The 15,064-nt window shown below is 42.7% G+C and carries 1 protein-coding gene and 2 tRNA genes; 1 reads left to right on the top strand and 2 read right to left on the bottom strand.

Annotation, left to right across the window (positions count from 1 at the left end; translation table 11 throughout):
* Positions 1-36: 36 nt before the first annotated feature.
* Positions 37-120: transfer RNA gene (locus MED134_RS07355), tRNA-Leu, on the bottom strand.
* Positions 121-197: 77 nt separating this feature from the next.
* Positions 198-269 (bottom strand) — tRNA-Gly (locus MED134_RS07350).
* Positions 270-763: 494 nt separating this feature from the next.
* Between MED134_RS07350 and MED134_RS07345 the strand changes: the two genes are divergently transcribed.
* Positions 764-15,064 carry a gliding motility-associated C-terminal domain-containing protein gene (locus MED134_RS07345; RefSeq protein ID WP_038597430.1) on the top strand — a complete coding sequence of 4,767 codons (14,301 nt, stop codon included), beginning with the start codon at positions 764-766 and terminating at the stop codon, positions 15,062-15,064.

Below are 15,064 nucleotides of genomic sequence, written 5' to 3'. Positions count from 1 at the left end.
TAAAATAAAAAAGGCTTCCTAAATGGAAGCCTTTTGTACTCGAGACGGGACTTGAACCCGTACGTCCTAATGGACATTGGATTTTAAGTCCAACGTGTCTACCAATTCCACCACTCGAGCATATTCTCACGGATGTGAAAATAAAATTGGTATATTTTCTATACGCTTTCGCGAAAGCGTAATTATTTAAAATTTTGAGCGAAAGACGAGATTTGAACTCGCGACCCCCACCTTGGCAAGGTGATGCTCTACCCCTGAGCTACTTTCGCATTTCATTCTGTAAAGAACATCACTATTTCTCATAGCGGATGCAAATTTAAGTCTTTTCTAGTTTTTACAAAGGGTTTTCTACATTTTTTTGACAAAATAAAATTAAGGACTGCTAGCCCTAGAGGGAATGATGTTTCTCACTCTGAGATTTTTTAAAAATTTCCAAACCGAACCTTAAGGCAGTTCGTATGTATTTATAAGTTGTGATTTTAGGCCTATTGTTAATTACTTATTATTGAGGCATTTATAAAAAAAACAACTAAAGCAATTCGTCGACACTAAACTGTATTTCATCGATATAAATGAGCTCGTCAATCGTTAAAAAGTTAAATATTAACGATTAAGTGTATGTTAATTGTAACTTATACAAGTAATTAAATTAGATTTGTAAGTAATGTTTTGTCTTCCTCTTTAGGAGAAGCGCATATCTAGTTTTATTGATAGTTAAGCTTTAAGGCGAAATCATTAAAGTGTTTAAAAAAAGAATTTATATATGGGAAAAATTACTATTCCTTCTGGACAGATTAAAAAATCATCTTTCTTATCTCATAAGAGTGAGATGGCAATGTCAATAACTAGTGTGAAAAGTGCTCTGGGTAAACTCGGTGTTTTTTCTGTGCTGTATATGCTTTTAATAGGTTCTTCTCTAGCAGCACCAAATGAAGTGGTTGAGAGCTGTAGCGATGAGTTAAAAATAAGTACCTTTTATGCAGATCCTGTTCTGGATCTCGACTTTTATGATGTTGGGGTAGATAATGAGGTGCAGTTTAGACCTACAACGGGCAATATTTCAGGTTTGTCGGTTGTTCCAAGCTTGTCTTCTGACACTAGTACAATACAAAGCGCAATAATCGATTTTGCAAATAATGTTGATCCAAACGAAATTTTATATAGCACACTCGGGCCTACTAATTTGTTTTTGACAGCTCCATTTAGTACTACAAATTTTACAGTAGGTGGTGTTACTTTAAGAGTAGCACAAACTACTTCTAATTTTGTTGTTACTGAGGCGAGTGGTAACCCTATATCTAATGATGTTTTTTTAGAGTTCTTGAGCACTTTATACTATAGGAATGCCACAAATACACCTACTCCGGGCATAAGAACAGTTACTATACAAGTAATTGATCCAAATGGCGCCTCTGGAAGTGCGCAGAACATTATAAGAGTTTTTGCAAATGGCCCCGTAGCCAGCGATGATACAGATGCAGTTAACGGTGATAATGCAGGTACGATAACGGGTGATGTACTAGTTAATGATACTGGTGCTGGACTTGTCGTGTCTGAAGTAGATGTATATCCTACACAGGTGGGGGTGCTTTATGAAACATTATATGGGTCAATTGTTATACAATCAAATGGTACATATACATATGATGTAGATGAATCTAGTTCGTCAGTTACAGGTTTGAAGACGGGAGAATCTTTGGTAGATATAATTTCATATACAATTAAAGATAATAATGATATTATTGACTACGGAATATTGTCAATAACCATAAACGGTGTAGACGAAGCTCCAGATGCTCAGGATAATGCAGATAGTATTACAGTAGTTACTGAGGTGGATGTAAGTGGAAACATAATTACCGACGAAGGGGTTAACGGAGTAGATTTTATAGATAGAGGATTGACTACACTCGTATGGGAAACAGAGTTTCCAACCGCAGGTCCCAGTCCTCAATACTCTACACCTGTTGATGGTCAAATAAGAGGCGTTAATGGCGTGCAGCTTGAGTTTTTCTCAACTGATGTGGATAATATTGGTATTCCTAATCAAAATCAAACAGTGGCGTTAACTGGAACAAATGGAGGCCACTTTGGGTATTTAAGATTTGGTATTCAGGCTAGCACAAATCCAGTTAATGATACAGAACTCCGAATTACTTTTGATGAGCCAGTGTTTAATCTAGGTTTTTTACTGGTTGACATTGATTTTTCACAAGCAACAGTTTGGCAAGATCAAATTAAAATTAACGGGTCACTGGACGGAGTGACATCAGCTTATAAATTTGTCACTACAGGGGGAGTAGTAGATGCCGGGGGAGATACATTTTATGGAATAGGAAACGCAGTGCCTAGTGATGCTACAGGTAACATTAATATTCTTTTTGAGGAGCCTGTAAATGAGCTGATATTTAGTTATAACTATGGTCCAAATGTTACGGATAATCCTCCTGGAGGGCAAATTGCAGGAATATCAGATATATACTGGCAAGGCAAGGCAGAAGATATTGTTATAATTGAGATTGATGGAAATCCTGTTGCTGTAGGTGGTTCTGTTTTTGTAGGAGAATACGGGAGTATAGAAGTCTTCCCTGATGGAACATATACTTATACCCCAGATACAAGTAATCCCGCGGTTGCTGGGTTATTGACCGGGCAGACATTGACAGAAGATTTTGATTATGTATTATCGGATGGTGTTGCAACTGATCAAGCACAACTCATAATTACATTAAATGGAGATAAAACTGCGCCTACCATAACGATTGATACTCCTATTGAAGGGGATAATATTGTAGATAGCGCAGAGGTAGGTAGTGTAAGCACTTCTGGAACTACAACAGATGTCGAGGATGGTCAGATTGTAACCGTAACATTCTCAGATGGTACAAACACTGTTACGACCACCGCAACCGTAACGGGTGGCGTATGGACGGCTACAGATGTGGATATTTCTAGTCTTTCAAATGGTCCCATCACTGTTACTGCAGATGTAACTGACGTTGGTGGTAACCCAGCAACAGATAATGCACCAGTTACTTTAGATAAAAATCTAGGTGTACCAATTGATGCGATGGACGATAGCTACACAGCTACAGCAGAAGAAGGAGTTAATGGCATTACCTTAGGTGATGTTCTTTCTAATGACGTAATTAATGGTGTACCTGTAGACCCTGCAGATGTTACAATCACTCCAAATACAGATGGTCCACTTACGGTGAATGCCGATGGCACAGTAACCGTAGCAGCAAACACTGCACCTGGTACTTATACAGTAGATTATACAGTTTGTCAAGATGGAACAACCCCCCCTGACAGCAACTGTGATACTGCGACAGCTACAGTAGTGGTAAGTGCACCGGACCCAATCGATGCGATGGATGATAGCTACACAGCTACAGCAGAAGAAGGAGTTAATGGCATTACCTTAGGTGATGTTCTTTCTAATGATGTAATTAATGGTGTACCTGTAGACCCTGCAGATGTTACAATCACTCCAAATACAGATGGTCCACTTACGGTGAATGCCGATGGCACAGTAACCGTAGCAGCGAACACTGCACCTGGCACTTATACAGTAGATTATACAGTTTGTGAAGATGGTACAGCACCACCTAACAGTAACTGTGATACTGCGACAGCTACAGTAGTAATAAGCGCACCAGACCCAATCGATGCGATGGACGATAGCTACACAGCCACTGCAGAAGAAGGTGTTACTGGTATTACCTTAGGTGATGTTCTTTCTAATGATGTCATCAACGGAGTACCTGTTGATCCTGCAGATGTTACAATCACTCCAAATACAGATGGTCCACTTACGGTGAATGCGGATGGCACAGTAACCGTAGCAGCGAACACTGCACCTGGTACTTATACAGTAGATTATACAGTTTGTGAAGATGGTACAGCACCACCTAACAGCAACTGTGATACTGCGACAGCTACAGTAGTAGTAAGCGCATCAGATCCAATTGATGCGATGGATGATAGTTACACAGCTACAGCAGAAGAAGGAGTTAATGGCATTACCTTAGGTGATGTTCTTTCTAATGACGTAATTAATGGTATACCTGTAGACCCTGCAGATGTTACAATCACTCCAAATACAGATGGTCCACTTACGGTGAATGTGGATGGCACAGTAACCGTAGCAGCGAACACTGCACCTGGTACTTATACAGTAGATTATACAGTTTGTCAAGATGGTACAGCACCACCTAACAGTAACTGTGATACTGCAACTGCTACAGTAGTAGTAAGCAAACCGGATCCAATTGATGCGATGGATGATAGCTACACAGCTACCGCAGAGGAGGGAGTTAATGGCATTACCTTAGGTGATGTTCTTTCTAATGATGTAATTAATGGTGTACCTGTAGACACTGCAGATGTTACAATCACTCCAAATACAGATGGTCCACTTACGGTGAATGTGGATGGCACAGTAACCGTAGCAGCGAACACTGCACCTGGTACTTATACAGTAGATTATACAGTTTGTGAAGATGGTACAGCACCACCTAACAGTAACTGTGATACTGCGACAGCTACAGTAGTAGTAAGCGCACCGGACCCAATCGATGCGATGGATGATAGCTACACAGCCACTGCAGAAGAGGGAGTTAATGGCATTACCTTAGGTGATATTCTTTCTAATGATGTCATCAACGGAGTACCTGTTGATCCTGCAGATGTTACAATCACTCCAAATACAGATGGTCCACTTACGGTGAATGCCGATGGCACAGTAACCGTAGCAGCGAACACTGCACCTGGCACTTATACAGTAGACTATACAGTTTGCGAAGATGGTACAGCACCACCTAACAGTAACTGTGATACTGCGACAGCTACAGTGGTAGTAAGCGCACCAGACCCAATCGATGCGATGGACGATAGCTACACAGCTACAGCAGAAGAAGGAGTTAATGGCATTACCTTAGGTGATGTTCTTTCTAATGATGTAATTAATGGTGTACCTGTAGACCCTGCAGATGTTACAATCACTCCAAATACAGATGGTCCACTTACGGTGAATGCCGATGGCACAGTAACCGTAGCAGCGAACACTGCACCTGGTACTTATACAGTAGATTATACAGTTTGTGAAGATGGTACAGCGCCACCTAATAGCAACTGTGATACTGCGACAGCTACAGTAGTGGTAAGCGCACCGGACCCAATCGATGCGATGGATGATAGCTACACAGCTACAGCAGAGGAAGGTGTTACTGGTATTACTTTTAGTGATGTATTAGCCAATGATACTTTAAACGGAGCGACGGTAGATCCAGCAGATGTTACTTTAACCGCTACACCAACAGCGGAATTGTCAATAGACCCTGCTACTGGAGATGTTATAGTAGCCAGCGGTACTGCACCTGGTACTTATACAATTCCTTATCAAATTTGTGAGACAGCTGTTCCATCAAATTGCGAGACTGCAACAGCTACAGTAGTGGTAAGTGCACCGGACCCAATCGATGCGATGGATGATAGCTACACAGCTACAGCAGAGGAGGGAGTTAATGGCATTACCTTAGGTGATGTTCTTTCTAATGATGTCATTAATGGTGTACCTGTAGACCCTGCAGATGTTACAATCACTCCAAATACAGATGGTCCACTTACGGTGAATGCCGATGGCACAGTAACCGTAGCAGCGAACACTGCACCTGGCACTTATACAGTAGACTATACAGTTTGCGAAGATGGTACAGCCCCACCTAACAGCAACTGTGATACTGCAACTGCTACAGTAGTAGTAAGCAAACCGGATCCAATTGATGCGATGGATGATAGTTACACAGCTACCGCAGAGGAAGGTGTTACTGGTATTACCTTAGGTGATGTTCTTTCTAATGATGTCATTAATGGTGTACCTGTAGATCCTGCAGATGTTACAATCACTCCAAATACAGATGGTCCACTTACGGTGAATGCCGATGGCACAGTAACCGTAGCAGCGAACACTGCACCTGGTACTTATACAGTAGATTATACAGTTTGTGAAGATGGTACAGCACCACCTAACAGTAACTGTGATACTGCGACAGCTACAGTAGTGGTAAGCGCACCAGACCCAATCGATGCGATGGATGATAGCTACACAGCTACAGCAGAAGAAGGTGTTACTGGTATTACTTTTAGTGATGTATTAGCCAATGACACTTTAAACGGAGCGACGGTAGATCCAGCAGATGTTACTTTAACCGCTACACCAACAGCGGAATTGTCAATAGACCCTGCTACTGGAGATGTTATAGTAGCCAGCGGTACTGCACCTGGTACTTATACAATTCCTTATCAAATTTGTGAGACAGCTGTTCCATCAAATTGCGAGACTGCAACAGCTACAGTAGTGGTAAGTGCACCGGACCCAATCGATGCGATGGATGATAGCTACACAGCTACAGCAGAAGAGGGAGTTAATGGCATTACCTTAGGTGATGTTCTTTCTAATGATGTCATCAACGGAGTACCTGTTGATCCTGCAGATGTTACAATCACTCCAAATACAGATGGTCCACTTACGGTGAATGCCGATGGCACAGTAACCGTAGCAGCGAACACTGCACCTGGCACTTATACAGTAGATTATACAATTTGTGAAGATGGTACAGCTCCACCTAACAGTAACTGTGATACTGCGACAGCTACAGTAGTAGTAAGCGCACCGGACCCAATCGATGCGATGGACGATAGCTACACAGCTACAGCAGAAGAAGGAGTTAATGGCATTACGTTAGGTGATGTTCTTTCTAATGATGTCATCAACGGAGTACCTGTTGATCCTGCAGATGTTACAATCACTCCAAATACAGATGGTCCACTTACGGTGAATGCCGATGGCACAGTAACCGTAGCAGCGAACACTGCACCTGGTACTTATACAGTAGATTATACAATTTGTGAAGATGGTACAGCACCCCCTAACAGCAACTGTGATACTGCGACAGCTACAGTAGTGGTAAGCGCACCAGACCCAATCGATGCGATGGACGATAGCTACACAGCTACAGCAGAAGAAGGTGTTACTGGTATTACTTTTAGTGATGTATTAGCCAATGACACTTTAAACGGAGCGACGGTAGATCCAGCAGATGTTACTTTAACCGCTACACCAACAGCGGAATTGTCAATAGACCCTGCTACTGGAGATGTTATAGTAGCCAGCGGTACTGCACCTGGTACTTATACAATTCCTTATCAAATTTGTGAGACAGCTGTTCCATCAAATTGCGAGACTGCAACAGCTACAGTAGTGGTAAGTGCACCGGACCCAATCGATGCGATGGATGATAGCTACACAGCTACAGCAGAAGAAGGAGTTAATGGCATTACCTTAGGTGATGTTCTTTCTAATGATGTCATCAACGGAGTACCTGTAGACCCTGCAGATGTTACAATCACTCCAAATACAGATGGTCCACTTACGGTGAATGCGGATGGCACAGTAACCGTAGCAGCGAACACTGCACCTGGTACTTATACAGTAGATTATACAGTTTGTGAAGATGGTACGGCACCACCTAACAGTAACTGTGATACTGCGACAGCTACAGTGGTAGTAAGCGCACCAGACCCAATCGATGCGATGGACGATAGCTACACAGCTACAGCAGAGGAAGGTGTTACTGGTATTACTTTTAGTGATGTATTAGCCAATGACACTTTAAACGGAGCGACGGTAGATCCAGCAGATGTTACTTTAACCGCTACACCAACAGCGGAATTGTCAATAGACCCTGCTACTGGAGATGTTATAGTAGCCAGCGGTACTGCACCGGGTACATATACAATTCCTTATCAGATTTGTGAGACAGCTGTTCCATCAAATTGCGAGACTGCGACAGCGACAGTAGTAGTAAGTGCACCAGACCCAATCGATGCGATGGACGATAGCTACACAGCCACTGCAGAGGAAGGTGTTACTGGTATTACTTTTAGTGATGTATTAGCCAATGACACTTTAAACGGAGCGACGGTAGATCCAGCAGATGTTACTTTAACCGCTACACCAACAGCGGAATTGTCAATAGACCCTGCTACTGGAGATGTTATAGTAGCCAGCGGTACTGCACCGGGTACATATACAATTCCTTATCAGATTTGTGAGACAGCTGTTCCATCAAATTGCGAGACTGCCATAGCTACAGTAGTAGTAAGCGCACCAGACCCAATCGATGCGATGGACGATAGCTACACAGCTACAGCAGAAGAAGGTGTTACTGGTATTACCTTAGGTGATGTTCTTTCTAATGATGTCATCAACGGAGTACCTGTTGATCCTGCAGATGTTACAATCACTCCAAATACAGATGGTCCACTTACGGTGAATGCGGATGGCACAGTAACCGTAGCAGCGAACACTGCACCTGGTACTTATACAGTAGATTATACAGTTTGTGAAGATGGTACAGCACCACCTAACAGTAACTGTGATACTGCGACAGCTACAGTGGTAGTAAGCGCACCAGACCCAATCGATGCGATGGACGATAGCTACACAGCTACAGCAGAAGAAGGAGTTAATGGCATTACCTTAGGTGATGTTCTTTCTAATGATGTAATTAATGGTGTACCTGTAGACCCTGCAGATGTTACAATCACTCCAAATACAGATGGTCCACTTACGGTGAATGCCGATGGCACAGTAACCGTAGCAGCGAACACTGCACCTGGTACTTATACAGTAGATTATACAGTTTGTGAAGAGGGTACAGCACCACCTAATAGCAACTGTGATACTGCGACAGCTACAGTAGTGGTAAGCGCACCGGACCCAATCGATGCGATGGATGATAGCTACACAGCTACAGCAGAGGAAGGTGTTACTGGTATTACTTTTAGTGATGTATTAGCCAATGATACTTTAAACGGAGCGACGGTAGATCCAGCAGATGTTACTTTAACCGCTACACCAACAGCGGAATTGTCAATAGACCCTGCTACTGGAGATGTTATAGTAGCCAGCGGTACTGCACCGGGTACATATACAATTCCTTATCAGATTTGTGAGACAGCTGTTCCATCAAATTGCGAGACTGCCATAGCTACAGTAGTAGTAAGTGCACCAGACCCAATCGATGCGATGGACGATAGCTACACAGCCACTGCAGAGGAAGGTGTTACTGGTATTACTTTTAGTGATGTATTAGCCAATGACACTTTAAACGGAGCGACGGTAGATCCAGCAGATGTTACTTTAACCGCTACACCAACAGCGGAATTGTCAATAGACCCTGCTACTGGAGATGTTATAGTAGCCAGCGGTACTGCACCGGGTACATATACAATTCCTTATCAGATTTGTGAGACAGCTGTTCCATCAAATTGCGAGACTGCGACTGCTACAGTAGTAGTAAGCGCACCAGACCCAATCGATGCGATGGACGATAGCTACACAGCTACAGCAGAAGAAGGTGTTACTGGTATTACCTTAGGTGATGTTCTTTCTAATGATGTCATCAACGGAGTACCTGTTGATCCTGCAGATGTTACAATCACTCCAAATACAGATGGTCCACTTACGGTGAATGCCGATGGCACAGTAACCGTAGCAGCGAACACTGCACCTGGTACTTATACAGTAGATTATACAGTTTGTGAAGATGGTACAGCACCACCTAACAGTAACTGTGATACTGCGACAGCTACAGTGGTAGTAAGCGCACCAGACCCAATCGATGCGATGGACGATAGCTACACAGCTACAGCAGAAGAAGGAGTTACTGGTATTACCTTAGGTGATGTTCTTTCTAATGATGTCATCAACGGAGTACCTGTTGATCCTGCAGATGTTACAATCACTCCAAATACAGATGGTCCACTTACGGTGAATGCCGATGGCACAGTAACCGTAGCAGCGAACACTGCACCTGGTACTTATACAGTAGATTATACAGTTTGTGAAGATGGTACAGCACCACCTAACAGTAACTGTGATACTGCGACAGCTACAGTGGTAGTAAGCGCACCAGACCCAATCGATGCGATGGACGATAGCTACACAGCTACAGCAGAAGAAGGAGTTAATGGCATTACCTTAGGTGATGTTCTTTCTAATGATGTAATTAATGGTGTACCTGTAGACCCTGCAGATGTTACAATCACTCCAAATACAGATGGTCCACTTACGGTGAATGCCGATGGCACAGTAACCGTAGCAGCGAACACTGCACCTGGTACTTATACAGTAGATTATACAGTTTGTGAAGATGGTACAGCACCACCTAACAGTAACTGTGATACTGCGACAGCTACAGTGGTAGTAAGCGCACCAGACCCAATCGATGCGATGGACGATAGCTACACAGCTACAGCAGAAGAAGGAGTTAATGGCATTACCTTAGGTGATGTTCTTTCTAATGATGTAATTAATGGTGTACCTGTAGACCCTGCAGATGTTACAATCACTCCAAATACAGATGGTCCACTTACGGTGAATGCCGATGGCACAGTAACCGTAGCAGCGAACACTGCACCTGGTACTTATACAGTAGATTATACAGTTTGTGAAGATGGTACAGCGCCACCTAATAGCAACTGTGATACTGCGACAGCTACAGTAGTGGTAAGCGCACCGGACCCAATCGATGCGATGGATGATAGCTACACAGCTACAGCAGAGGAAGGTGTTACTGGTATTACTTTTAGTGATGTATTAGCCAATGATACTTTAAACGGAGCGACGGTAGATCCAGCAGATGTTACTTTAACCGCTACACCAACAGCGGAATTGTCAATAGACCCTGCTACTGGAGATGTTATAGTAGCCAGCGGTACTGCACCGGGTACATATACAATTCCTTATCAGATTTGTGAGACAGCTGTTCCATCAAATTGCGAGACTGCGACAGCTACAGTAGTAGTAAGTGCACCAGACCCAATCGATGCGATGGACGATAGCTACACAGCCACTGCAGAGGAAGGTGTTACTGGTATTACTTTTAGTGATGTATTAGCCAATGACACTTTAAACGGAGCGACGGTAGATCCAGCAGATGTTACTTTAACCGCTACACCAACAGCGGAATTGTCAATAGACCCTGCTACTGGAGATGTTATAGTAGCCAGCGGTACTGCACCGGGTACATATACAATTCCTTATCAGATTTGTGAGACAGCTGTTCCATCAAATTGCGAGACTGCAACAGCTACAGTAGTGGTAAGCGCACCAGATCCAATTGATGCGATGGATGATAGCTACACAGCTACAGCAGAAGATGGAGTTACTGGTATTACCTTAGGTGATGTTCTTTCTAATGATGTCATCAACGGAGTACCTGTAGACCCTGCAGATGTTACAGTCACTCCAAATACAGATGGTCCACTTACGGTGAATGCGGATGGCACAGTAACCGTAGCAACGAACACTGCACCTGGTACTTATACAGTAGATTATACAGTTTGTGAAGATGGTACAGCACCACCTAACAGCAACTGTGATACTGCGACTGCTACAGTAGTAGTAAGCGCACCAGACCCAATCGATGCGATGGATGATAGCTACACAGCTACAGCAGAGGAAGGTGTTACTGGTATTACTTTTAGTGATGTATTGGCCAATGACACTTTAAACGGAGCGACGGTAGATCCAGCCGATGTTACTTTAACCGCTACACCAACAGCGGAATTGTCAATAGACCCTGCTACTGGAGATGTTATAGTAGCCAGCGGTACTGCACAGGGTACATATACAATTCCTTATCAAATTTGTGAGACAGCTGTTCCATCAAATTGCGAGACTGCGACAGCTACAGTAGTAGTAAGTGCACCAGACCCAATCGATGCGATGGACGATAGCTACACAGCCACTGCAGAGGAAGGTGTTACTGGTATTACTTTTAGTGATGTATTAGCCAATGACACTTTAAACGGAGCGACGGTAGATCCAGCAGATGTTACTTTAACCGCTACACCAACAGCGGAATTGTCAATAGACCCTGCTACTGGAGATGTTATAGTAGCCAGCGGTACTGCACCGGGTACATATACAATTCCTTATCAGATTTGTGAGACAGCTGTTCCATCAAATTGCGAGACTGCCATAGCTACAGTAGTAGTAAGCGCACCAGATCCAATTGATGCGATGGATGATAGCTACACAGCTACAGCAGAAGAGGGAGTTAATGGTATTACCTTAGGTGATGTTCTTTCTAATGATGTAATTAATGGTGTGCCTGTAGACCCTGCAGATGTTACAATCACTCCAAATACAGATGGTCCACTTACGGTGAATGCTGATGGCACAGTAACCGTAGCAGCGAACACTGCACCTGGCACTTATACAGTAGATTATACAGTTTGTGAAGATGGTACAGCACCAACTAACAGTAACTGTGATACTGCGACAGCTACAGTAGTAGTAAGCGCACCAGATTCAATCGATGCTATTGATGATGATTATAGCCAAACGCCTATTGATACAAGTTTAGAAGATGTAGTAGTAGGTGATATAACCATAAATGATTTAATGAATAATGTGCCCGTAAGTGATACAGAAATTTCAATTTCAATTGCTAGTAATGGTGGAATAAACGGACTAATAATTGATTCAGATGGGCTTTTGATAGTTCCTGCAGGGACTTCTCCTGGAAACTACACAGTTTTATATACGATATGTGAGGTTGCAGTGCCAACAAATTGTGATACTGCATCTGTTCAAATATATATTGGAACTTGTACTGATTTCCCTAATTATGATTGTGATAATGATGGATTAACAAACAATGAAGAGCTTACTGGAGTTGACGATCCTACCACCCCTGCAGATCCTGATGGTGAGATTACAGATCCATTAGATATTGATAGTGATGGTGATGGAGTATCAGATGGTCAAGAAGCGTTTGATGGTACAGACCCTAATGATAATTGTAGTCTAGTAGTAGCTAACCAGACAGAAATGACTGATGCCGCTTACGACAGTGCAGATTGTGATATGGATGGTCTTACCAATAATGAGGAGACAACAGGAATTGATGATCCATCAACTCCAAACGATCCAAATGGTAATACCACAGATCCACAGAATCCTGATAGTGATGGCGATGGAGTAATCGATGGCGATGAAGCTGGAGATATGACCGATCCTAATGATCCTTGTGCTCTTGAGATTGCTAGTCAAACGGTAACGCCAACGACAGCTTGGAATGATCTTGATTGTGATATGGACGGTTTAAATAACGGTGAAGAGCTTACTGGAGTTGACGATCCTACCACCCCTGCAGATCCTGATGGTGAGATTACAGATCCATTAGATATTGATAGTGATGGTGATGGAGTATCAGATGGTCAAGAAGCGCTTGATGGTACAGACCCTAATGATAATTGTAGTCTAGTAGTAGCTAACCAGACAGAAATGACTGATGCCGCTTACGACAGTGCAGATTGTGATATGGATGGCCTTACTAACAATGAGGAGACAACAGGAATTGATGATCCATCAACTCCAAACGATCCAAATGGTAATACCACAGATCCACAGAATCCTGATAGTGATGGAGATGGAGTAACCGATGGCGATGAAGCTGGAGATATGACCGATCCTAATGATCCTTGTGCTCTTGAGATTGCTAGTCAAACGGTAACGCCAACGACAGCTTGGAATGATCTTGATTGTGATATGGACGGTTTAAATAATGGTGAAGAGCTCACTGGAGTTGACGATCCTACTACCCCTGCAGATCCTGATGGTGAGATTACAGATCCATTAGATATTGATAGTGATGGTGATGGAGTAACAGATGGTCAAGAAGCGCTTGATGGTACAGATCCTAATGATAATTGTAGTCTAGTAGTAGCTAACCAGACAGAAATGACTGATGCTGCTTACGACAGTGCAGATTGTGATATGGATGGCCTTACTAACAATGAGGAGACAACCGGAATTGATGATCCATCAACTCCAAACGATCCAAATGGTAATACCACAGATCCACAGAATCCTGATAGTGATGGAGATGGAGTAACCGATGGCGATGAAGCTGGTGATATGACCGACCCTAATGACCCTTGTGATTTACAGGTGAGTAGTCAATCTATTGATCCTACTCAAGCTTGGAATGATCTTGACTGTGATATGGATGGTTTAAATAATGGTGAAGAAATAACGGGTATAGATGATCCTGATACACCTGCAGATCCAAATGGAAATACAACAGATCCTACAAATGCTGATACAGATGGTGATGGAGTAACAGATGGAGATGAAGCAGAAGATGGTACAGACCCTAATAACCCTTGTGATTTCTTAGTTGGTAGTATTACACTAACTGTAGGAGGTGATTTTGACACCCTTGATTGTGACGGTGATGGAGTTACTAATGGAGATGAGATTGCAGATGGTACAGATCCGTTTGATGTTTGTGATTTTGTTGCAGATAGTCAAACTCTTCTAACGACACCGGAGTTTGACAATGCAGATTGTGACAATGATGGGTTAACAAATGAGGAAGAAATAACAGGGATTGATAATCCAAATACTCCTGCAGATCCTAATGGTAATACTACCGACCCAACAAATCCTGATACCGATGGAGATGGAGTATTAGATGGTAGAGAAGGTGTAGATGGAACTAATCCTAATGATTCTTGTAGTCTTGAAGTAGAAAGCCAGACAGTAAACGTGAGTCAAGATTTCCTTGATGGAGATTGTGATGGTGATGGTATACCTAACGGAGATGAATTAGGTGATGAAAATGGTAATGGAATACCAGATTTCTTAGAGGTTAACAATAATAATCCTAATGCGACCGATGGTTTAGAAGTATTTGATATAATGACTCCTAATGGCGATGGTTTAAATGATGTATTTGTCATAAGAGGTATTGAGCAGTATCCAAACAATACTGTACGTATTTATAACCGTTGGGGAGTAGAGGTTTATGGAGTAAAAGGTTATGGTCAGGATGGTCAGTACTTTAGAGGAGAGAGTAATGGTCGTGCTACTATAAACGGCGATCAGCTTTTACCAGTAGGAACGTATTACTACACTGTAGAATATACTAATGCTTCAGGTAAACTTCAGCAACTTGCGGGACCTTTATACTTAAACAGATAA

Source organism: Dokdonia sp. MED134, assembly GCF_000152925.2.
Taxonomy (GTDB): domain Bacteria; phylum Bacteroidota; class Bacteroidia; order Flavobacteriales; family Flavobacteriaceae; genus Dokdonia.
The sequence above is the reverse complement of the archived record's forward strand: the minus strand, read 5'-3'. Positions and strand labels throughout refer to the sequence as shown.